At 66.6% G+C, this 21,079-nt stretch carries 19 protein-coding genes, 1 tRNA gene and 1 pseudogene; 13 read left to right on the forward strand and 8 right to left on the reverse strand.

Translation table 11 applies throughout. From position 1 onward, the window contains the following. Positions 1–31: 31 nt before the first annotated feature. Positions 32–166, reverse strand: a complete 135-nt coding sequence (locus ACK4K7_RS11955) for a hypothetical protein (RefSeq protein ID WP_431866278.1) — start codon at positions 164–166, stop codon at positions 32–34. 235 nt (positions 167–401) lie between these two features. Then, complete coding sequence (locus ACK4K7_RS11960) at positions 402–533, reverse strand: hypothetical protein (protein WP_431866279.1); 132 nt, start codon at positions 531–533, stop codon at positions 402–404. 604 nt (positions 534–1,137) lie between these two features. Between ACK4K7_RS11960 and ACK4K7_RS11965 the strand changes: the two genes are divergently transcribed. From ACK4K7_RS11965 to ACK4K7_RS11975, 3 genes are all read left to right on the forward strand, one after another. After that, positions 1,138–1,347 carry a hypothetical protein gene (locus ACK4K7_RS11965; RefSeq protein WP_431866281.1) on the forward strand — a complete coding sequence of 70 codons (210 nt, stop codon included), beginning with the start codon at positions 1,138–1,140 and terminating at the stop codon, positions 1,345–1,347. Between the two features lie 510 nt (positions 1,348–1,857). Beyond that, on the forward strand, positions 1,858–2,514 hold the full coding sequence (locus ACK4K7_RS11970; protein WP_431866283.1) for a YceI family protein: 657 nt from the start codon (positions 1,858–1,860) through the stop codon (positions 2,512–2,514). Between the two features lie 489 nt (positions 2,515–3,003). After that, a complete protein-coding gene (locus ACK4K7_RS11975; RefSeq protein WP_431866285.1) occupies positions 3,004–4,059 on the forward strand; it encodes an HD-GYP domain-containing protein in 1,056 nt (351 codons plus the stop codon). A 196-nt stretch (positions 4,060–4,255) separates the two neighbouring features. Here ACK4K7_RS11975 and ACK4K7_RS11980 read toward each other — a convergent pair whose 3' ends face one another. Together ACK4K7_RS11980 and ACK4K7_RS11985 are read right to left on the reverse strand one after the other, a co-directional pair. Beyond that, positions 4,256–5,542 carry a tyrosine-type recombinase/integrase gene (locus tag ACK4K7_RS11980; protein WP_431866286.1) on the reverse strand — a complete coding sequence of 429 codons (1,287 nt, stop codon included), beginning with the start codon at positions 5,540–5,542 and terminating at the stop codon, positions 4,256–4,258. A 159-nt stretch (positions 5,543–5,701) separates the two neighbouring features. Beyond that, positions 5,702–5,791, reverse strand: a tRNA-Ser gene (locus ACK4K7_RS11985). 127 nt (positions 5,792–5,918) lie between these two features. Here ACK4K7_RS11985 and hspQ point away from each other — a divergent pair. The 4 genes and pseudogenes from hspQ (at position 5,919) to ACK4K7_RS12005 (ending at position 7,987) form a co-directional block, all read left to right on the forward strand. Then, on the forward strand, positions 5,919–6,302 hold the full coding sequence (gene hspQ, locus ACK4K7_RS11990; RefSeq protein WP_431866288.1) for a heat shock protein HspQ: 384 nt from the start codon (positions 5,919–5,921) through the stop codon (positions 6,300–6,302). 128 nt (positions 6,303–6,430) lie between these two features. Continuing rightward, positions 6,431–6,796: pseudogene (gene rplU / locus ACK4K7_RS11995) on the forward strand (50S ribosomal protein L21); the annotation flags it as partial. Positions 6,797–6,998: 202 nt separating this feature from the next. Next, entirely contained in the window at positions 6,999–7,268 is a 270-nt protein-coding gene (gene rpmA, locus ACK4K7_RS12000) for a 50S ribosomal protein L27 (RefSeq protein WP_431866290.1), read from the forward strand. Between the two features lie 164 nt (positions 7,269–7,432). Further along, positions 7,433–7,987, forward strand: a complete 555-nt coding sequence (locus ACK4K7_RS12005) for a GNAT family N-acetyltransferase (RefSeq protein ID WP_431866292.1) — start codon at positions 7,433–7,435, stop codon at positions 7,985–7,987. Between the two features lie 9 nt (positions 7,988–7,996). Here ACK4K7_RS12005 and ACK4K7_RS12010 read toward each other — a convergent pair whose 3' ends face one another. Continuing rightward, on the reverse strand, positions 7,997–8,842 hold the full coding sequence (locus tag ACK4K7_RS12010) for a metal-dependent hydrolase (protein WP_431866294.1): 846 nt from the start codon (positions 8,840–8,842) through the stop codon (positions 7,997–7,999). A gap of 43 nt (positions 8,843–8,885) precedes the next feature. Between ACK4K7_RS12010 and ACK4K7_RS12015 the strand changes: the two genes are divergently transcribed. Continuing rightward, on the forward strand, positions 8,886–9,482 hold the full coding sequence (locus ACK4K7_RS12015) for a TetR family transcriptional regulator (protein ID WP_431866296.1): 597 nt from the start codon (positions 8,886–8,888) through the stop codon (positions 9,480–9,482). Here the strand turns inward: ACK4K7_RS12015 and ACK4K7_RS12020 are convergent. Next, on the reverse strand, positions 9,479–11,680 hold the full coding sequence (locus ACK4K7_RS12020) for a CHASE domain-containing protein (protein WP_431866297.1): 2,202 nt from the start codon (positions 11,678–11,680) through the stop codon (positions 9,479–9,481). The genes ACK4K7_RS12015 and ACK4K7_RS12020 overlap by 4 nt on opposite strands. 80 nt (positions 11,681–11,760) lie before the next feature. Here ACK4K7_RS12020 and obgE point away from each other — a divergent pair, with 80 nt between their 5' ends. From obgE to spt, 4 genes are all read left to right on the forward strand, one after another. Then, positions 11,761–12,798, forward strand: a complete 1,038-nt coding sequence (gene obgE / locus ACK4K7_RS12025) for a GTPase ObgE (RefSeq protein ID WP_431866298.1) — start codon at positions 11,761–11,763, stop codon at positions 12,796–12,798. Then, on the forward strand, positions 12,783–13,736 hold the full coding sequence (locus ACK4K7_RS12030; RefSeq protein ID WP_431866300.1) for an NAD-dependent epimerase/dehydratase family protein: 954 nt from the start codon (positions 12,783–12,785) through the stop codon (positions 13,734–13,736). The genes obgE and ACK4K7_RS12030 overlap by 16 nt, the downstream gene beginning before the upstream one ends. 75 nt (positions 13,737–13,811) lie before the next feature. Then, positions 13,812–14,060 carry an acyl carrier protein gene (locus ACK4K7_RS12035; RefSeq protein ID WP_431866302.1) on the forward strand — a complete coding sequence of 83 codons (249 nt, stop codon included), beginning with the start codon at positions 13,812–13,814 and terminating at the stop codon, positions 14,058–14,060. A 164-nt stretch (positions 14,061–14,224) separates the two neighbouring features. Next, positions 14,225–15,487, forward strand: a complete 1,263-nt coding sequence (spt, locus tag ACK4K7_RS12040; RefSeq protein WP_431866304.1) for a serine palmitoyltransferase — start codon at positions 14,225–14,227, stop codon at positions 15,485–15,487. Between the two features lie 82 nt (positions 15,488–15,569). Here the strand turns inward: spt and ACK4K7_RS12045 are convergent, their stop codons facing one another. Both ACK4K7_RS12045 and ACK4K7_RS12050 read right to left on the reverse strand, forming a co-directional pair. After that, positions 15,570–16,289 (reverse strand): cistern family PEP-CTERM protein, encoded by a 720-nt coding sequence (locus ACK4K7_RS12045; RefSeq protein WP_431866305.1) that lies wholly within the window; start codon positions 16,287–16,289, stop codon positions 15,570–15,572. A gap of 128 nt (positions 16,290–16,417) precedes the next feature. Beyond that, the gene (locus ACK4K7_RS12050; RefSeq protein ID WP_431866306.1) at positions 16,418–17,845 is read right to left on the reverse strand and encodes an alpha,alpha-trehalose-phosphate synthase (UDP-forming); all 1,428 of its coding nucleotides are present in this window, start codon (positions 17,843–17,845) and stop codon (positions 16,418–16,420) included. A 191-nt stretch (positions 17,846–18,036) separates the two neighbouring features. Here ACK4K7_RS12050 and ACK4K7_RS12055 point away from each other — a divergent pair, with 191 nt between their 5' ends. After that, positions 18,037–21,075, forward strand: coding sequence for an alpha-1,4-glucan--maltose-1-phosphate maltosyltransferase (locus ACK4K7_RS12055; RefSeq protein ID WP_431866307.1), 3,039 nt, complete (start codon positions 18,037–18,039; stop codon positions 21,073–21,075). Positions 21,076–21,079 lie beyond the last annotated feature (4 nt).

Below are 21,079 nucleotides of genomic sequence, written 5' to 3' on the forward strand. Positions count from 1 at the left end.
CCCCCCCCCCCCCCCCCCCCGCGTCCGTCGGTCAGTCGCGGGTGAGGCCGAGGGCCGGCTGGAGCGTGCGCTCCTGGTCCTCGACACCGAAAATGCCGCCCCGCGTTTCGCCGGTGGCGCTGCCGAGCTCGATCAGCTCTTCATGCTTGCAGTCGTGCTTCATCATCTCTCTCCTTTCATGGACGTCATGGCCATGACGGAAGAAATATAGCCTCCAGTACATTCGATAATAACATTATAGGACGATTGCAGCGGGATTGTTCGGTGTGCTCATCGCGAGCGCCAAATCTGGTCGCACAGAGCCCCGGTTCCTGCGACTTGCGTCGTCCTCGACGGGCAGTTGGAGGCCGTTTCGGCCAAGAGAAAAGGGGTGCGCGCCGCTGGACGCGCACCCGTGGAGATCAGTCGTCCGACAGACCCGATCCATGGAGCCACTTGGTGCGCTCATAATCCTCCGCACCTTCCATCCCGCCCCTCGTGACGACGCTGGCGGTGCCGAGATCGAGTTCGTGGTCGTGCTGTTCGCAATGCATGACAATCCTCCTTCTGGGGTGAAGTCATGGCCATGACCAGCCTATCCTAGAGCACCGAATGTTGGATTACGCAGTTATAATACGGCAACTCTGCGAATGTATGAAAATGCGCGATCCATCGCGCGGTCGGATATGGAAGAGAAGCCGGGCGATGAGGACATGCCTGAACATGCGCCGACACCTTTAACCTTGCAGTCTGGACATTCGCATCGGCGACCCGGCAGCCCCATTCCGGCCCACTCCCCTCGTTGGGGATTGGCTCAGCCTGTTTCTGATTGGATTCAGTTTAAAACTCAAGCGCTTCTTGCCCTCTGGGAGAAGCGCAGTGACAATAGAGCCGGATTGACTCATTCCGCTGCGCACGACGGCGATTTGTTCACCGCGATACTCGCAGTCCTGGCGAGCACGTGCAGCTGTCAGCTGTCTCACCGCCGGGCGCCGCCGTATCAAAGCTGTCTTTCCGACGTGCCCTTCCGGCGGAACAGTAGCGGGCAGCCTTCTTCTTCTCGCCCCCGGTCGTGTACACTGCTCCTCCGCGGCCGGCGCGACTCGCGACGAGTAAACGGAAGTACAATCTTGGCTGTTGTCGATCTGGAGAACAGCGATGGCTCGTTACCGCCTGTACCGACTGGATGCACGAAGCGGCCGCATCCTCGACTTCGAGGAAATCGACGCCATCGATCACGAGGCGGCGGCAACCGCGAGCATCGCCCGGCTGGGCACTCATCCGCTCGAACTGTGGTCCGGCAAACAGAAGGTCGCCAGATTCGAAGTCGGTCAGATGACCTTTGCGAGCCGGTCAGGGTGGGGGTGATCTAGCAATAGGGACCGGCGCCGGCGGGATGCACTACAGCTTCCCGGTCCGGATGATCCTCGATGAGATTACCGATGAAAGCCCCGGCGGAGCGAGCATGACCGCCCGCGGCGACGGATCATGCCAGCCGAGCGTGAACGCGTTCGCCGACGCACGATTCCAAGATCGACATGTCACCGACATTGCCAAGCACCTTCCCCCTCTCGGGCAGATCCCGCTACCGAGCGCGGCGGCGACGCATTCCTGCTGCAGCGGCAGGATTGAACCGGCTGCTGCCAGGGGTTCCCGAGCCTGCCCAGCCGATGCGCGATCTCCCATGACCGATGACGCGGAGCCCCCCTTTTGCCTCGGGAAGGGCCCCGCCGTCGTCTGCCGAGGCGGAAGTCGAGGCGACCCGGTGTTGCGTTTTTGGAAACGCCGAAGTTCGTGATCGCGGGCTGGCGAATGCGCGTTTGGCAAAGCAGATATGAACAGACGCTCGGAAGGCGCGTCGTACCGCAGGAGCACGGAATGAGCAGAACCAGCATAGCGTTAGCAGGCTTCGCGAGCGTGATTGCCGCTCTGGGAGCAGGCCAGCTCGCCAGCCAAATTGGTTCCGGGATCGCCCTCGCCCAAGTAGCACCGTCCGCCACGGATGGAGCGGCCCAAACCCCGGCAGGAACCTACCGGCTTGATGCCGACCACACCCAGGTGCTCTGGTCCGTCGACCATTTCGGTTTCTCCCGGCTGTACGGAATGGTGGGGAGCATGAGCGGTACGCTCGAGCTGGATCCGGCGCGCGTCGCGCAGTCCCGTCTGCAGGTCGACATCCCCTTGTCGGGGCTTACGGTGACCTCTGACGGCTTTGCGGAACATCTGACAACACCTGACCTGTTCGACGTGGCGCGGTTTCCGGTCGCACGCTTCGTTTCGCGCAGGGTCGAAGTGCGAGGAGAGGAAGCCACGATCACTGGCGATCTCACGCTGCGCGGCAGAACCCGCCCGGTGGTCCTTGAGGCCCGGCTTTACGGGGCTGGATCCAACCCGATGAACAGGGCGCAAACGGTTGGATTCTCGGCGCGGGGTCAGCTGAAGCGCAGCGAGTTCGGGCTCGGCTACGCCGCACCGGCGGTATCGGATCTGGTGGAGCTGGAGATTACGGCAGCCTTCGAAAAAGCGGACGGTTAGCGACTTCGGCCGATTGCAGATGAGGAGCTGCCGAGCTGCCCCGACACCGCTGGATTTCACTGGCGGGTTCGGGTGACCGCGACATCCGCCTGCCCTACCGCCTTTGGACCGCAGAAGTTCCACGTATAGGCCTGCAGGCCTCCTTCTCCTATCATCCCGGCAATCCGCCGAGGCCACACCTTCCGGTGGACAGGGGCAGAGACGAGCGCTCGTTCTCTGCCCCGTTTTGTGGGGAACCGGCATTTTCCACTACAGCTGCACTTCGAAGGCCGCACTCTGGGGGATACCCGCTGGCCAGCGGCATCAAGCGAGCAGACTGTCCTTCACCTGACCACGTCTCAGTGCATGCGGGCTCTCCGATGGAACCGTTCCTGGAGGAGTGCAGCCAGGTTTACCAGCTATTAGGCACTGCGAATTAGCTCCAGTAACGAAGGCGGCACTCGAACGCGCCAACTGCTGCTGCAGGCCTTCGGGGAGGGGAACCGATCATTGTACGAACGAGTAAAACGTCGTGCAGTCTCCGCCGCTCAGCCATTCGCATGGCCACACGGCGATGAGCCTGAACAGACCGTTGTCAGCATCAGCAAGACTTCGCGACCAATGGCTTCGACCCGAAGTCAGTCCATTCTACAAGCGGCAGCCGTCATCAAAAGGTCGCGCTTACCCGTCACCGAGTTACTCAACCAGGTTCGGCTGGGCAAAGCGATCGAAATAGATACTGTATTGAATGTAGTCAAAGATGTACAAAGGTCTGTTGAGCAAAGTCCCTCGGCTTTGATTAGTCTTACGCGGATCCGATCGAAGGACGAGTTCACGTACATGCACTCCATTGCGGTGTGCGCATTGATGATAAATTTAGGACGTGAACTGGATTTTCCTGCTTCATCTCTCCAGGAGATAGGGATTGCGGGGCTCCTGCACGACATCGGCAAGATGCTGATCCCGGAAGCAGTTCTGAACAAGGCCGGCGCGCTTTCGCCAGCTGAAACGAATATTGTCCGCACCCATGCCGAGCGAGGTTACGAGATCCTTCAACGATCAAGGCACCTGCCCGAGGTAGCCATGGACGTCTGCCTGAGCCATCATGAAAAGATAGATGGGTCAGGCTATCCCCGTCGTTTGGCGGGAGCCGGAATTAGCCTTCCTGCACGGATGGCCGCCGTGTGTGACGTCTATGATGCGATGTCCTCGAAGCGACCCTACAAGGAGGCAGGGACTCCGTCCGAGTGCCTGCAACATATGTTCAGCTGGCAGGGTCACTTCGATGACAAGATATTGGCTGCATTCATCAAGAGCATAGGAATCTATCCGGTCGGATCGCTTGTGAAACTGGAATCAGCACACCTCGCTTTGGTAGTTGATCAGCATAAACAAAATTTGACCCGCCCTATCGTTCGCGCCTTTTATAATATTCATAAACGGACGAAGATACAAAGTTTCGAAATCGATCTTGCGAGCGAATCGGATCGAGTGGTCTCAAGGGAGGATCCAAGGAGGTGGGGTTTCCTGGATTGGGACAGGCAGTGGCCGAGGATGATCCGCTGAGCCTGGCGGACTCGATCACAGAAGAGTGGCCGTGTGCTCGTTGCAACAACCTTTCTCTCGTCAGCTGTCGGTGAGTTTAGAGGAGCAAGCGTCGCTGGTTGCGTGAGGATTCTCGCTCAAACGGGGCCTTCCCCGGACTCAACCTTCCAGGCGAGGGGCCGCGCTGACGGCATACATCGTAAAACCGGCTCACGATCTACCGGCGCGGGCCCTTCAGCAGCTCAGCGGGAGCAACAAGCCCTTCCGTCACGAGGTCCGCCCACTCCTGTGCGATCTCCCGACGCCGCTCCATGTACGCTGCGCGATTGTACGCTCCCTCAACGGTGTTCGGCGGGATGTGCGCGAGCATGAGATCGATGACAGCGCGATCTCCAGGGCGGCCAGCCCGCTCGGCCCGCTCGTTCATGATGGTCGAGAATGCAGCGCGCCACCCGTGCGGGACATGGCGCCCATGATAGCCCTCGCGATTATAGAGGTAGCCGATCGCATTCTCGCTGAGTGGCCGATGGAGGTGGCGCGCGCTCGGGAACACGATTGGGAGCCGCTTAGTCAGCGGCCAGATCGCCGACAGCACCTCCACGGCCTGACTTGATAGCGGGACCAGATGCTCGAACGCGTCATCCCCTTTCCGATCCAGCACCAATTTCATCCGATCGGACGGGATACGCCAGAGCGGGTCTTTCGCCTCCTCGGGATGTGCCGATTCCCAGTCGATGCCCTCGAACTCGCCCCAGCCTATGCCTCGCAGGACGCCCGGTCTGACGGCAGTCAGTGCAAGCAGTCTCGAAGCAAGCTTCGTCACCGGCGTCGCACCAGAAGCCTCCACCTTCCGAAGGAGCGCGCGGAGATCCTCCAGGTCGGTGATGGCCGGCTGCCTCGTCTTTTTCGGCGCCGGGCGGAGTGCCTTGGTCACGCGAGCGGCCGGGTCGTCGCCGCAGACGCCCGTAGCGATGCCGTGGACGAACACAGCCGACATGCGCTGCCGGACACGTTTCGCAGTCTCCAAGGCTCCTCGCTTCTCGATCTTTCGAAGGACGGCGAGAACCAAGGGCGCGTCAATCTCCCTGAGAGGAACAGACCCGAGATAGGGGAACACTTCCGCCTCAAGGCTCTTCAGGACATCGGCGGCGTGAACGGGAACCCACCGTGGCGTCTGCATCTCGTGCCATTCGCGGGCGACCTTCTCGAAAGTGGCTTGGGCCGCCGTGGCCGCGATGAGGCGCCGCTTCTGAGCTTCCACCGCCGGATCGCGATACTCCCGCAGCATCTTTCTTGCCTCGTCCCGGCGATCGCGTGCCTCAGCAAGGGAGACCTCCGGATATCTGCCGAAGACGATCCGCTTCTCTTTCCCGCCAAAACGGTATTTGAAGCGCCAGGACTTTGCCCCGGCCTTGGTGACGAACAGGTAGAGGCCTCCTGCATCGCCCAGCCTGTAATCGGCCCCATTCGGCTGGGCCTTTCTCACCTTTAGGTCGGTAAGCATCCGATGCCCCCAAAGTCCTGATTTCGGTGCCCCCAAATGCCCCCACTCCACTCCGGAAATGGGCGCATCGCGGCGGCCACCAATGGACACAGGCTAGCTGTAAAGCCGCGGAAAACCTAGGTTTTTGGGGTCGGAGATGGACGCGTGTGGACAGGAAAATGGCGGAGAGGGAGGGATTCGAACCCTCGGTACCCGTGAGGGCACAACGGTTTTCGAGACCGCCCCGTTCGACCGCTCCGGCACCTCTCCGCATGGGGGACGGCCGCGCCCTGGAAGGGCCGGCCGGGTCGATGAGCCGCGCGCATTAGACCAAGGAAAGCCGCTTGCCAAGCATGCTTTCTTGCCTCCCGCCCGCCGCCTCCTACATAAGGAGGGCATGAACGGCAGGCACACTCCCACCGGTTCCGAACCGCGCGGCATTCCCGAGGCGCCGCCGGTCTCGCACGCCGGCTTCGCGATCGGCGACGTCGTGCGCCATCGCATGTTCGATTTTCGCGGCGTGATCTTCGACGTCGATCCGGTCTTCGCCAATACCGACGAATGGTACGAGGCGATCCCGGAGGAGATCCGGCCGGCCAAGAACCAGCCTTTCTACCACCTCCTCGCCGAGAATGGAGAGACGAGCTACGTCGCTTATGTCAGCCAGCAGAATCTGGTGCCCGACGACAGCGACGAGCCGGTCGACCATCCGGCGATCGGCGGCATTTTCGATCGCTTCGCGGACGGCCGCTACCGGCTGCGCCGCGAGCATCGGCACTGAGCGTTCGGGCGGGGCTTTTCCGGCCCCGCTCGGTTGACAAGCGAGGCGGCCTTATGTAGCAGCCCGGTTCCCGCGCGGAACCTCCGGGTTGCCGCGCGTCACGCTATGTAAGGTCATTGGAAAAAGCCATGTTCGCAGTCGTGCGCACGGGCGGCAAGCAGTATCGCGTCGCCCCCGGAGACAAGATCGTCGTTGAAAAGCTCGCCGGCGAGGCGGGGGAAACCATTGAGCTCGGCGATGTCCTGCTCGCGGGCGAAGGCTCGGAGCTGAAGGCGACCGACGGCCTCACCGTCTCGGCCGAGATCATCGCCCAGGCCAAGGGCGAGAAGGTCATCGTCTTCAAGAAGAGGCGCCGGCACAATTACCGCCGCAAGAACGGCCACCGCCAGCTGCACACGATCCTGAAGATCACCGCGATCGGCGACCATCGCGCCGATGCGGCCGACCAGAAGCCGAAGAAGGCGAAGAAGGAGGCTCCGGCCGCCGACGCCGCTCCGGCCGCCGAAACGGGTGCCGAAGCTCCGGCCGAGGCGCCGAAGAAGAGCCGCAAGAAGGCTGCCGCGCCGGCCCAGACCGAGGCCCATGTTCAGGAGCCGCTCAAGGTCCATGGCGAAGAAAGCCCGATGACGGACACTCCGACCGAAGACAAGAACACCGACGCGTGAAGCGGCGGCAGGCTGAGAAGGCAGAGTAGAGATGGCACATAAGAAAGCAGGCGGTTCGTCGCGCAACGGCCGCGATTCGGCGGGCCGGCGCTTGGGCGTCAAGAAGTTCGGCGGCGAAGCGGTCGTCCCGGGCAACATCATCGTGCGCCAGCGCGGCACCAAATATTATCCGGGCCAGAATGTCGGCATGGGCAAGGATCACACGCTGTTCGCGCTGACCGGCGGCCGCGTCGCCTTCCGCGACGGCAAGCTCGGCCGCAAATATGTGTGCGTCGACATGGCCGTGGAAGCGGCCGAATAGACGGTCCTCGCGGCCGTCCCGGGGACGGCCCGCGCGGGTACCAGCGACACGCGATCCAAGGGAGAGGGGCCGCCCCCCTCTCCCTTTTTCGCGTCTCTCCCCCGCCTCTGTCGCCGGCCTGTAACGGCCCGCGTGCAAAGGCGGCGCGACAGGAGGAGAGAGAGATGTTCGCGCGTACCCCAAGACTGCTGCTCAGGCCCCCGTTCGCCGAGGACGCCCCTGCCCTGTTCCGCGCGGTCGCGGACGAAGGGATCGTGCGCCAGCTCGCCAGCGCGCCCTGGCCCTATCTGCCGGAGCATGCCGAAGCCTTTGTCGGGACCGAGCGCACGGCGGACCAGCCCGCCTGCCTCGTCTTCCGCCGCACGATGGGCGCGCCGCGCCTGATCGGCGCCGCCGGCCTCGGGCGGCGCCCGACCGGCGAGACCGAGCTCGGATACTGGATCGCACGGCCCTATTGGGGACTCGGCTACGCCACCGAAGCGGCGGAGGCGCTCGTCGGCTATGCCCGCGAGACGCTGCGCCTGCCGCGGCTCGGCGCCGCCCACTTCATCGACAATCCGGCCTCGGGCCGGGTCTTACGCAAGCTCGGCTTCGTCCCGACCGACGAAATCGCCGCCCGCTTCAGCGCCGGGCGCGGCGGGGCGGCGGCGTGCCGTGTCTATGCGCTGGACCTGGCGAACGTCGCGCAACGGCCCGCGCTGGAGAAGGTCGCGGCCTGAACAGCCTCTTCAGGCGTAGGCCGGTTCGGCCTTCAGCTCGCCCTCGGCCGCGGCGATGAGATCGCGGTCGTCATGGTTCCAGGGGTGGAAGCCGGGCAGGAAGAAGCTCGCCCAGGCGGCCGCCACCTTGCGGAACATGCCGGGGCGCACCCAGACGTACCAGAACAGCCGCGCCCAGGCCTTGGGACCCGTGATCCCGTCCTGCCGCAGCAGCTCGAGCGCGCCGGCGGTGCGGTCGACGACGAAGTTGCGGGTGACGAGCAGCATCACCTTCGCCTTCACCGACCAGCGCTTGAACCGCGGCCAGTCGCGGGTGGCGTGCAGCCAGGTGTCGTAGGCGACGCCCTTATGCTCGATCTCCTCGATCGCGTGCCAGCGCCACAGCGCCCGCGACTCCGGATCGGCGGCGGCGAGATGGCGCGGATCGCGCAGCAGCTCGTGAGCGAGGATGGCGGTGAAATGCTCCAGCGCCATGGTGGCGGCCAGGCTCGCGATCGGCGGGCGCGACTTCACCAGCTCCAGCCGCTCGTCCACCCGCCGGTCGAGCGGTCCGAGGTCGTAGCCCGCCTCCACGGCGCGCTTGTTGAAGGCGACATGCTCGCGGCTGTGCATCACCTCCTGGGTGACAAAGGCGCGGATCTCCGCCTCCAGCTTCGGCGGCGTGCCGTCGCGGAAGGCGCGCACGCTTTCGACGAAGAAGGCCTCGCCCTTGGGGAAGGTGGCGGACAGCGCATTGTAGAGCGCGGTCGCGACGGGATCGCCGTCCATCCACCAGCGTTCCTGCCGCGTGCCGCGTCCGAAGCGCCGGTCGCGCGGCGTGATGGTGAGGTCGGAGGGTGTGATTTCACGCGCCATTGTGTATCTCCCTAGCCGAACGAACTAATTGGTACTTACAACTATGTCAATAGCAGTGCGTGAACGCCTGTCCCCCGAGGAGAGCCGCGCGGCGGCGCTGGAGGCGGCACGGCGGCTGCTGATCGACCATGGCCCGCAGGCGGTGACGCTGAAGGCGGTGGCGGCCGAAATCGGCAAGACCCACGCCAACCTCCTCCACCATTTCGGATCGGCCGCCGGGCTGCAGGGCGAGCTCGCCCGCTTCATCGGACGCCGGGTCACGGCCGAGATCGCCGAGGCGGTCGCGAGGGCGCGGCAGGGCGAGGCCGATCCGATCGAGATCGTCGACCGCACCTTCGACGCGTTCGGCCGGGAGGGCGCCGGCGCGCTTGCCGCCTGGATGATCCTGTCGGGCAACCGCGATGCGCTGAACCCCATCCTGGAAGCCATTCACGAGCTGGTCGATCAGCTCGGCGAGGGGCATGAGGACAAGCCGGTCCACGACCACACCCTGTGGCTGGTGCTCGCCGCGCTCGGCGACTCGCTGCTCGGCGGGCCGATGGCGGAAGCGCTCGGCCTGCCGCGGGAGCGGGCCAGAGAGCTGGCCCGCGCGCACCTGATCGCCGGCATGCCCCGCGAAGACGAAGGCGGCGGCGCCTAGGCGTGGGCCCGCCCGTCCAGCTCCTCCCGGATGCGGGCGGCGAGCTGGTGGAGCGCGAACGGCTTCTGGAGGACGGCCCCGTCCGCCGCATCGCCGGCATTGTCCGGTGAGTAGCCGGTGGTGAACAGGATCGGCAGGTCCGGCCGCAGCCGCCGCGCCGCTTCGGCCAACCGGCCGCCGGTCATTTCCGGCATCACCATGTCGGTGAACAGCAGGGCGATGTCCGGATGGCGTTCGAGCAGCGCCAGCGCCTCGACGCCGTTCGCCGCTTCGAGCGTGCGATAGCCGAGATCGCGCAGGCTCCCGGCGCTGAGCTCGCGCAACTGCTCCTCGTCCTCCACGACGAGCACCAGCTCGCCCCGGCCGCGCGGCAGAGCCTCCGGCACGGCCTCCTCGTCGACCGGTCCCGCGGCGTCGGGTCCGTCATGGCGGGGCAGATGGATCTCGACCGTCGTGCCGGCGCCGGGCGAGGACAGGAGGCGGAACGCGCCGCCCGATTGGCGCACGAAGCCGTAGACCTGGCTGAGGCCGAGCCCGGTTCCCCGTCCGACCTCCTTGGTGGTGAAGAAGGGTTCGATGGCGCGCTCGGCGATGTCGGGGCTCATGCCGTGGCCGGTGTCGGACACGGCGATCGTCACCCAGCTCCCCCCCTGCCCCTGCGGCCCGCGCGCCGTCGTCTCGATCTTCAGCACGCCGCCGTCCGGCATCGCGTCCCGCGCGTTGATGGCGAGATTGAGGATCGCGTTCTCGAGCTGGGTGGGATCGGCGAAGACGGGTCCCACGTCCTTGCCGAGCGCCGCTTCCAGCCGGATCGTCTCGCCGATCGTGCGGCGGATAAGCTCGGACATGGAGGCGACGAGAAGGTTCGGGGCGAGAACCCGGGGCGACAGCGCCTGCTGGCGCCCGAAGGCGAGCAGGCGGGCGGTGAGGTCGGCGGCCTTCTCGGCGCCGGCACGGGCGTTGTGCACCGCCCGCGCCATCTTCTCCGGATCGCCGAGGCGCCGCTCGACGATGTCGAGATTGCCGATCACGACCGCCAGCATGTTGTTGAAATCGTGGGCGATGCCGCCGGTCAGCTGGCCGATCGCCTCCATCTTCTGCATCTGCCGCACCTGCGCCTCGGCGGCTTCGCGGGCTTCCGCCTCGGCGACGAGGCTGCGGTTGGCGGCGGTGAGCTCCGCGGTGCGCAGGGCGACCTCCTGCTCGGTCCGGGCGCGGGCGCGGGTTTGCTGCAGCATGAGCGCCGCGATCAGCAGGGTGACGAGCGTTCCCGCCAGGCCGGCGATGACGGAGGCGGTCAGCGGCGACTGGCTCTGGAATTGCGGGCCCGGCGCGACGCGCACCAGCCATGTGTGTCCCGCCGTCTCGATCTCGCGCACCGTCTCGCGGGACGGCGCGTCCGCGATTTCGCCCGTGCGGAAAAGGAGGCGGTCGGGCCGGATTTCCTGATCGTAGATCTCGAGCACGGCGCCATCCAGGTCGTCCTCGTCGAAGATCGCGTCGAACAGATCATAGGCACGCAGCGGACTGTACACCCATCCGATCAGCGCGTCCGGGTCCAGCCGCTCGCCCGCTTCGCCGTTCTGCCCTTCGTAGATTGGGACGTAGATGAGAAAGCCCGGCTGCTTCACCGGGTCGATCTCCTGGACGAGCTGCACCCGGCCGCTCAACTGCGCGCGTCCCGTGCGCCGTGCTTCCGCCATGGCCGCCCGCCGGGTCGCCTCCGACATCATGTCGAAGCCGAGCGCCGCCCGGTTCATCCGGTTCATCGGTTCCAGATAGAGGATGGTCGAATAGCCCGGCCGCGCGCCGTCCGGCCAGGCGCGAAACTCCGCCCCCTGCTCCGCCCGCCCGCGCGCGGTCACCATGCCCAGCTGTGCCGCATCCTGCGACCAGGCGGAAAAGCCGATGCCCAGCACGCCGGGATAATTCTGGTCCAGCCGCAACCGCGCGACGAACGCCCGGAAATCCTCACGCGTCACCTCGTCCGAGCCGTTGAAGAAACCCGCCGTTCCGCGCAGCAAGGTCAGCTGCACCAGCATGCGGCTCTCGATCGCGCCGACGATCCGGCCGGCGACGCTTTCGAAGCGGATCGCGCGCCGTTCCTCGTCCGCGCGCGCCAGCAGCCAGGCCGCGAACAGGCTGGCGAGAAGGCCCAGGAGGAGGGTAACGATCGGCAATGCCCGCCGGTGCTGCATCGTGGCGGAGTAGCAGCGCGCGCCGCACCGTCAACCGGGCCGCCGTTTGATTTCGCCGCCAATGCGCCTAAGTGGCCGCAATGCATTTCCTCGATCAGGCCAAAATCTACGTCCGCTCCGGCTCCGGCGGCCCGGGCGCGGTCAGCTTCCGGCGCGAGAAGTTCGTCGAATATGGCGGGCCCGACGGCGGCGACGGCGGCAAGGGCGGCGATATCGTGTTCGAAGCGGTCGAGGGCCTGAACACCCTGATCGACTTCCGCTACACGCAGCATTTCAAGGCGCCGCGCGGCAAGGGCGGCGCGGGGCGCAACCAGACCGGCGCCTCTGGCAAGGATCTCGTCATCAAGGTTCCGGTGGGGACACAGGTCCTGTCCGACGACAGGGAACATGTGCTCGCCGACTTCACCGAGATCGGTCAGCGCATCGTGCTGCTTCGCGGTGGCGACGGCGGGCGCGGCAATGCGAGCTACAAGACGTCGACCAACCGGGCGCCGCGCCAGCACGGCACCGGCTGGCCGGGCGAAGAGGCCTGGGTGTGGCTGCGGCTGAAGCTGCTTGCCGACGTCGGCCTGGTCGGGCTTCCCAATGCCGGCAAATCGACCTTCCTCAACGCCGTGTCCAACGCCAAGGCGAAGGTCGGCGACTATCCCTTCACGACGCTCCACCCCAAGCTCGGCGCGATCCGGCACAAGGGCCGCGACTTCGTCCTTGCCGACATTCCCGGCCTGATCGAAGGCGCGGCGGAAGGCGCCGGGATCGGCGACCGCTTCCTCGGCCATATCGAGCGGACCCGGGTCCTGCTCCACCTCGTCGACGCCAACCATGAAGATGTGGCGGGCGCCTACCGCACCGTGCGCGACGAGCTCGAAGCCTATGGCGCGGGCCTCGAGGACAAGGTGGAGATCCTCTGCCTCAACAAGGTGGATACGATCGACGCGGAGCTGACGGACGCGCTGGCCGCGGAACTCGAGGAGGAAAGCGGCAGCCGCCCCTTCCCCGTCTCCGGCGCGACCGGCGCGGGCGTGGAGGCGGTGCTCGACGCCATCATACGGCATCTCGATCCGTCGGCGGCCGCCGAGGAAGCCCCGGAGGACGAGGGCCGATGGTCGCCCCTCTAGCGCCGGGGCGCCGGCCGCCGGGCGCCTTCCAGACCCTGGCGGTGACCGGCGGCACCGGCTTCGTCGGCGGGCATCTCCTGCGGATGGCGCCGGCCGCAGGCCACGACGTGCGCGCGCTGACGCGCGGCTGGAAGCCGCCGGAACCGGAAATCGCCTGGGTGGACGGCGCGCTCGACCGGTCGGACAGCCTGGTGAAGCTCTGCCAGGGGGCGGATGCCGTCATCCATATCGCCGGCCTGATCAACGGCCGCGACCGCGCCGCCTTCGAGAAGGTGAATGTCGGCGGGACCGCCAACATGATCGACGCCGCGCGGCGGGCGGGCGTGCGGCGCTTCATCCACATCTCCTCGCTGGCCGCGCGAGAGCCGGAGCTGTCCGATTACGGCTGGTCCAAGATGAAGTCGGAGCGCCTCGTCGCGGCGTCCGGCCTCGATTGGACGATCGTCCGCCCGCCCGCCGTCTACGGCCCCGGCGACAAGGAGACGTTCGAGCTGTTCCGGATGGCGCGGCGCGGCTTCGTGGCGCTGCCGCCGCCCGGCCGCTTCTCGATCATCCATGTCGCGGACCTGTGCCGCCTGATCCTCGCCATCCTGGACCAGCCCGACACGACCTCCGAGACCTACGAGCCCGACGACGGGCGCCTCGACGGCTGGGAGCACCGGCACTTCGCCCGCACGCTCGCCCAGGCGATCGGGCGCCGCGCCGCGACCCTGTCCGTGCCGCGGCTGGTGATGCGCGGCGCCTCCCGGCTCGACAGGCTGTTCCGGCGCGGCAACGCGAAGCTGACGGCGGACCGGGTGCGCTATTTCTGCCATCCGGACTGGGTGGTGACCGCCGGCCGCCGGCCGCCCGCGGCGCTCTGGGCGCCGGAGGTCGATACCCCGATCGGGCTCCGCGACACGGCCGAATGGTACCGCCGCGAAGGCTGGCTGCGCTGAGCCCGGTGCCGCAAAAAGCCGCTTTGTTGCCCCAATCGCTTGGCAGAGCCGTGCCGCAGACGTAAGGGCGAGCCCATGACCGACCGAGAAGAAACTTTCGCCAAGGTGGCCGAGCTGATCCGTCCCTTCAACAAGAAGGAGGTGGAGCTGAAGGAGGAGACGACCTTCGCCGGCGACCTTGAATGGGACAGCCTGATCGTCATGGATTTCGTCGCCTCGGTCGAGGACGAATTCGACATCCTGATCACGATGAACATGCAGGCCGAGATCGAGACCGTCGGACAGCTCGTCGACGCGGTCGAGGAATTGAAGAGCGAGGGATGAGGGGGATCTGAGGGACACGGGCGCGCCCCATCCTCCCTGCCGCGCAGCGGTGGGGAAGGGGACCATGCGAAGCATGGTGGAGGGGCAGCAGGCGCCCGTCGCCCCTCCACCGGCTTTCAGCCGGTCCCCCTCCCCACGAGGCCGCGCCTCGCAGGGAGGAATTTATGACTGAAGCCGTTCGCACGCCGTTCGATCCCGCCGACGAGACCGGAGTCGCGCCGTCCGGCGGGCGCGACCTTTTTTCCAAGTTCGACGCCTTGATCGCCGAGCGGCAGGCGCTGCTCGACACCGGCGTGCGCGATCCGTTCGGGCTGGTGATGGAGAAGGTGCTCTCCCCCACCCGGGCGATCATCAAGGGCAAGGAGACGATCCTCCTCGGCACCTACAATTATATGGGCATGACCTTCGATCCGGACGTGATCGCGGCCGGCAAGAAGGCGCTGGACGAATATGGCTCGGGCACCACCGGCAGCCGCGTCCTCAACGGCACCTATCAGGGCCATACCGAGGTCGAGGAGGCGCTGAAGGAATTTTACGGCACGCGCCACGCCATGGTCTTCTCGACCGGCTACCAGGCCAATCTGGGGCTGATGGCGACGATCGCCGGCAAGGAGGATTACATCATCCTCGACGCCGACAGCCACGCCTCCATCTACGACGGCTGCGCGATGGGCAACGCCCAGATCGTGCGCTTCCGCCACAACAGCGTCGAGGACCTGGAGAAGCGCCTGAAGCGGCTGCCGGCCGACGGCGGACGGCTGGTCGTGCTGGAAGGCGTCTATTCGATGCTCGGCGACATCGCGCCCCTCAAAGAGATGGTCGAGGTCTCCAAGCGCCACGGCGCGATGGTGGTGGTGGACGAGGCCCACGGCATGGGCTTCTTCGGCCCGAACGGCCGCGGCGTGTTCGAGGAAGCGGGCGTCGAGGATCAGGTCGACTTCGTGGTCGGCACCTTCTCCAAATCGGTCGGCACGGTCGGCGGCTTCGTCGTATCGAACCATCCCAAGTTCGAAGTGCTGCGCCTCGTCTGCCGCCCTTACGTCTTCACCGCCTCGCTGCCGCCGAGCGTGGTCGCGACCGCCGCCACCTCGATCCGCAAGCTGATGCATGCCGGGAACAAGCGGGCGCATCTCTGGGAGAACAGCCGCCGCCTCCACCAGGGGCTGCGCGATCTCGGCTACAAGCTCGCCACCGACACGGCGGAAAGCGCGATCATCGCCGTGCTGCTCCCCGACCAGCAGACCACGGTCATCACCTGGCAGGCGCTGCTCGAGGCCGGGGTCTATGTGAACATGGCCCGCCCGCCCGCGACCCCGGCCGGCATGTTCCTGCTGCGCTGCTCGCTCTGCGCCGAGCACAGCGCGGACGAGGTCGAGCAGATCCTCGCCATGTTCGAAGCGGCCGGCAAGGCGACCGGCGTCATCTGACCCGAACGCCGACCCAGGGCCAAAAGGAGACCGCCCCGCCCGCCGAAGCGGACGAGGCGGCCCTCACAGCAGGTGGTTTCGATCAGGCCTTGCGGCGGCCGAAGCGCCAGCCGAGACCGGCAAGACCCGCCGCGAACAGCCACAGGCCGGCCGGCGCCGGGATCGGATGTCCGCCCGTCGAGGTGGTGCCACCGGTGGAGGTGGTGCCGCCCGAGGAGGTGCTGCCGCCCGGCGTTCCGCGTCCGATCGCCGACGTCGGGGCGTGGGCGCCCTCGATCGACTGATAGCGGACGAAGAAGTTGCTGAGCGTCAGTTCCGACGGGAGCGACGAGAAGTTCAGCGTCAGCGTGCCCGTCGCCGTGTCGCCCATCTGGACGCCGACGCCGCCGCCGCCGCTGCAGTTCGGTCCGCCGGCGCCCTTGAAGCAGACGTCGACCCGGCCGAAGCCGCTCGGCACGTTGCTGTTGGTGGCGGTGCGGCTGAACAGGCCGGTCGAGGTCGCGCCGGTGATGTTCGGATCGGTGTCGAACCCGAAGATCGAGATGCGCGAGGCGTCGATCGGCGCCGCGGACGTGTTGGTGACGGAATAGTTGAAATTGTAGCTGTTGCCCGACACGCCGGTCAGCGTGAAGGTGGCTTGGCCGGTGAGGCCCGCGATCACGCTCCCGTCGGCAAAGCCGTCATAATTGACGGTGTAACTCTGACCGATATTGCTCGGGTTGACGGTGATGACGCTGGCATTGGCCGCAGTCGCGGTCGCCATGAAGGCGGCGGCTGCCAATGCAAATTTGGTGAACGACATAGCCTGCTCCTCGCTTCGCTGCTGTGTGGCGGCAGAGGAGCAACAAGCGTGCCAGACACGGAAAAGCGCGGCTGTCGATGGTAAACGCAGCGGCCAGTGTAAAGGATTTCGACGGGTAAAAAGGTTAATCAGCGCACCGGCACGATCGTGGCCGTGGGCCGCTCCGAGGTCCGGCCCGGAGCCGGCGCGCCTGCAAGCGCGGCGAGGAACGTCTTCCGCCAGCCGGCGAGATCCTCCCGCACCAGCCCGTCGAACAGGGCCTGCCAGCGCGCGATGCGCTCCGACCGGGGCATGGCGAGCGCGCGGGCAATGGCGTCCGCCACATCCTCCCGGCTGTAGGGATTGACCAGCAGGGCCTGGCGCATCTGCACGGCGGCGCCGGCGAAGCGCGACAGGATGAGGACGCCGGGATCGTCCGGGTCCTGCGCCGCCACATATTCCTTGGCCACGAGGTTCATGCCGTCGCGTAGCGGGGTCACCAGGGCGGCGCGGGCAGCCCGGAAGATGCCGGCGAGCTCCTCCCGGTCGTGGGCCGAGGTGATGTAGCGCAACGGCACCCAGCCCCGGGTACCGTAGGCGCCGTTGATCCGTCCCGCCGAGGCCTCCAGCGACTGGCGGATGGCGGAGTTGGACGGATCTTCGAGCCGAGGCTGACCGATCTGAAGCATGAAGACGCGGCCATGGGCCTCGTCATGCTGGGCGAGGAAATGCTCATAGCCGGCGAATTTCTGGTCGAGGCCCTTGGCCGGATCGATCCGGTCGACCGAGACGATCATCGCCCGCCCGGCGGCGCTGTCCACCATCTCGCGATAGGCGCGTTTGCCGCTTTCGGTCAGCGCCAGCCGCCGGAACTGGTCGACATCGATGCCCATCGGGAAGGCGCCGGCCGCGGTGGTCTGGCCGCCGAAGGTGACGCGGCCGTCCGGCTCCACCGTTCCACCGATCTCGTCGCGCACATAGGTGCAGAAGGCCTTCAGCCATTGTTCCGTCTGGAAGCCGACCAGATCGTAATCGAACAGCGCCCGGACGAATTCATGATGGCGCGGCAGCGTCGCCAGGATGTCGGCCGGCGGCCAGGGGATATGGAGGAAGAAGCCGATCCGGTTGCGTACGCCGGCCTTGCGAAGCTCTCCGGCGAGCGGAATGAGATGGTAATCGTGCACCCAGATGAGGTCGTCCTCGCGCAGGAACGGGCGCAGGGCATGGGCGAGACGCTCGTTCACCCGCTGATATCCGGCGGAGAAGGAGCGCTCGTAGGCGGCGAGATCGATGCGGTAATGGCACAGCGGCCACAAGGTGCGAGCCGCGAAGCCGTTATGATATTCCTCGACGTCCTGGCGGTCGAGATCGACCATCGCCAGCGTGGCGCGGCCGTGCTGGCGGATGGAAAGCTTGCCGGTGAACTGATCGACCGCTTCTCCGCTCCAGCCGAACCAGAGGCCGCCTTTCTCGTGCAGCTCGCTGCTGATCGCCATGGTGAGGCCGTCGGCGGCGGCGCCTCCGCCGGGATGGTCGAGCGCCGTGACCCTGTTCGAGACCACCACCAAACGACCCATGACCGCCATCCTCTGCTGCGTTAAGGATGAACGTTCCAGCGGACCGTCCGCTCCGCTGGACCGTATAAAAGGCGGGGACGGGCCGTGGAACGATGCCGCGCCGCGCCGAGTTGACTGGAGAGGAACCGCACACGCCACGGGAGGAGGCAAATATCCTATCGCGAATCCTGACCATCGAGTCCGCCGACCGCTTGCCGATCAGCGCGGAGACCGCGCGCGATCTCGGTTTCGAGGCGCTGCTTCTGACCGCACCCGACCAGGGTTTTCCGGACGCGCTCGCGGATGAAGCCCGCGAGGCCGGCCTGACCCTGCTCCTGGACGTCGAGCTCGACCGTTTCCCGATCGATCATCCCCTGGTCGCCCAGGCGCCGGAGGCGTTCGCGATCCGGCGGCAGCCGCCGGGCGGCACCCCGATCGATCCGCGCCTCCCGGGTCCGGCGGCGGGCGAGGCACGGGCGCGCCTCAAATCCGGGGAGGCGGCCGAGCGGCTGCTTCCCGCGCTCCGCGCGCGGCTCGCCGACCTGGCGGGCGCGGGCGCGGGCGGCTTCCGCATCCTCCGCCCCGACACCGCGGATCCCGGCCTGCTGCGCGATCTGGTCGCGGAACTGCGCCGGGATATCGAGGGACTGACGATCATCGCGCAGACGACCGGCCTGCCGCGCGAGGCGGCGCTGAAGCTTGCTGGAGTGGGCTTCGACCATGTGACGAGCTCGCTCGGCTATTGGGACCTGAAGTCGCCCTGGCTGGCCGAGGAGTATGAGGCGTTGCGCTCGGTGGCGCCGCCGCTCGCGGAGATCGCGCCGGAGGCGGCGCGGCGTCAGGCACGCGGCTCCGCGGCGGAACGGTTGATGGTGCTGGCCGGCGCCGCCGCCGCCGGCCTCATCGTACCGGCCGAACTGGTCGCCCGCGTTCCGCGGCAAACGGTCGAACGCGCCTTCGCCACTCTCGATCTCGGACGCCGCTTCGGCGGCGAGATGCGGCTCTTCTCCTTGCCGGTGTCGAAGGCGACCGCGCTGATCCGCGCCGACGCGCCGGATATCCGCCGGTCGGGCGAGGCGTTGCTGCTGCTGATCAACCAGAGCGCCGATGCGGCCGCCCTCCCCCACCAGTGGGAAATCCTCGCCGCGGCCGGCGCCGATTTCCAGCCGTTCCGGCGGGTGAAGGGCAGCCTGCCCGCCTTCGCGCCGCTGGCCGAGGGCGAAGTGCGCACGCTCACCGCCCGTCGCGCCAAACCGATCGCGGCCAAAAGGGTCGGCGGCACGCGCGAGGCGCGCGAGGCCGGCCAGGCGCCCCGGCTCGCCATCGAGTCCCTGTCGCCCGAGGTGGACGACGGCCTGTTTTCGGTGAAGCGGACGATCGGAGAGGTGGTGACGGTGGAGGCCGACCTGTTCGGCGACGGACACGACCTGCTCGCCGCCGAGCTGCGCTGGCGCGCCATGGACGACAAGAGCTGGCGCTCCGCGCGCATGCGGGAAATGGGCAACGACCGCTGGTCCGCCTCTTTCCCGCTCGAACGGCTCGGCCGCTATGAATATGTCGTCGAAGGCTGGCTCGACCGGTTCGGAAGCTGGCGCCGCGATTTCCGGAAGAAGCTCGACGCCGGCGTCGCGCAGAAGGTCGATTATCAGGAAGGCCGCGCCTTGATCGAGGCGGCGCGCAAGCGGGCGGCCGATGCGCCGGGCCTGCGTCTCGAAGCCTTTCTCTCCCGGCTCGACGCGGCGGAGGACGCCGAGGGAGCGGCGGCGATCCTGCTCGACACCGAACTCCAGCTCGTCATGGACGACGTGGACGAACGCGCCTTCCGCATTGCATCGGCCCCGCGGCCGGTGGACTCCGAGCGGCTCGCCGCCCGTTTCTCCTCCTGGTACGAGCTCTTCCCCCGTTCCCAGACCGACGATCCCGCCCGCCACGGCACGTTCGACGACGTGGTGGCGCGGCTGCCCGCCATTCGCGCGATGGGCTTCGACACGCTTTATTTCCCGCCCATCCATCCGATCGGCCGCACCCACCGCAAGGGGCCGAACAACAGCCTCGAGGCGGGGCCGGACGATCCGGGCAGCCCCTATGCGATCGGTTCCGAGGATGGCGGGCATGACGCCGTCCATCCGCAGCTCGGCACACTGGAGGATTTCCGCCGTCTCGTCGCCGCCGCGCACGATCACGGTCTGGAGATCGCGCTCGACTTCGCGATCCAATGCTCGCCGGACCATCCCTGGCTGAAGGACCATCCCGGCTGGTTCGACTGGCGGCCGGACGGCACGATCAAATATGCCGAGAATCCGCCGAAGAAATATCAGGATATCGTCAATGTCGACTTCTACCGGAAGGACGCCGTGCCGGCCTTGTGGGTGGCGCTGCGCGACGTGGTGCTGTTCTGGATCGAGCAGGGGGTGAAGACCTTCCGGGTCGACAATCCGCACACCAAGCCCTTCCCCTTCTGGCAGTGGATGATCGGCGACATCCGCGCCGTCCGTCCCGACGTCATCTTCCTGTCGGAAGCCTTCACCCGGCCGAAGGTGATGTACCGGCTCGCCAAGATCGGCTTCTCGCAAAGCTACACCTATTTCACCTGGCGCAATCACAAGCAGGAGCTGACCGACTATCTGACGGAGCTGACCACGACGGCGCCGAAGGATTTTTTCCGCCCGCACTTCTTCGTGAACACGCCCGACATCAATCCGACCTTCCTGCAAACCTCCGGCCGCGCCGGATTCCAGATCCGGGCGGTGCTCGCCGCGACGCTGTCGGGCCTGTTCGGCGTCTATTCGGGGTTCGAGCTGTGCGAAGGGCAGCCGGTGCCGGGGAAGGAAGAATATTGGGACAGCGAGAAATATATCGTGAAGCCGCGTGACTGGAACGCGCCCGGCAACATCATCGCCGACATCACGCTCCTCAACCGGCTGCGCCGCGCCTATCCGGCGCTGCAGACGCATCTCAACGTCACCTTCTACAACGCGTTCAACGACAACATCCTCTATTACGGCAAGCCTTCACCGGACGGCGCGGAGATGATCCTGGTTGCCGTCAGCCTCGATCCGCACAATCCGCAGGAGGCGGATTTCGAGGCCCCGCTCTGGGAATGGGGTCTCGGCGATCACGACAGCCTGGACGTGGAGGATCTCGTCGGCGGGGCGCGCCTTACCTGGCACGGCAAGATGCAGCGCATCCGCCTCGATCCGGATCGACCCTACGCCATCTGGCGCGTCGCCCCGCCAGGAGAGAAGGCATGAAGCG

Origin of the sequence: Allosphingosinicella sp., assembly GCF_046295735.1 — a bacterium.
Lineage (GTDB): Bacteria > Pseudomonadota > Alphaproteobacteria > Sphingomonadales > Sphingomonadaceae > Allosphingosinicella.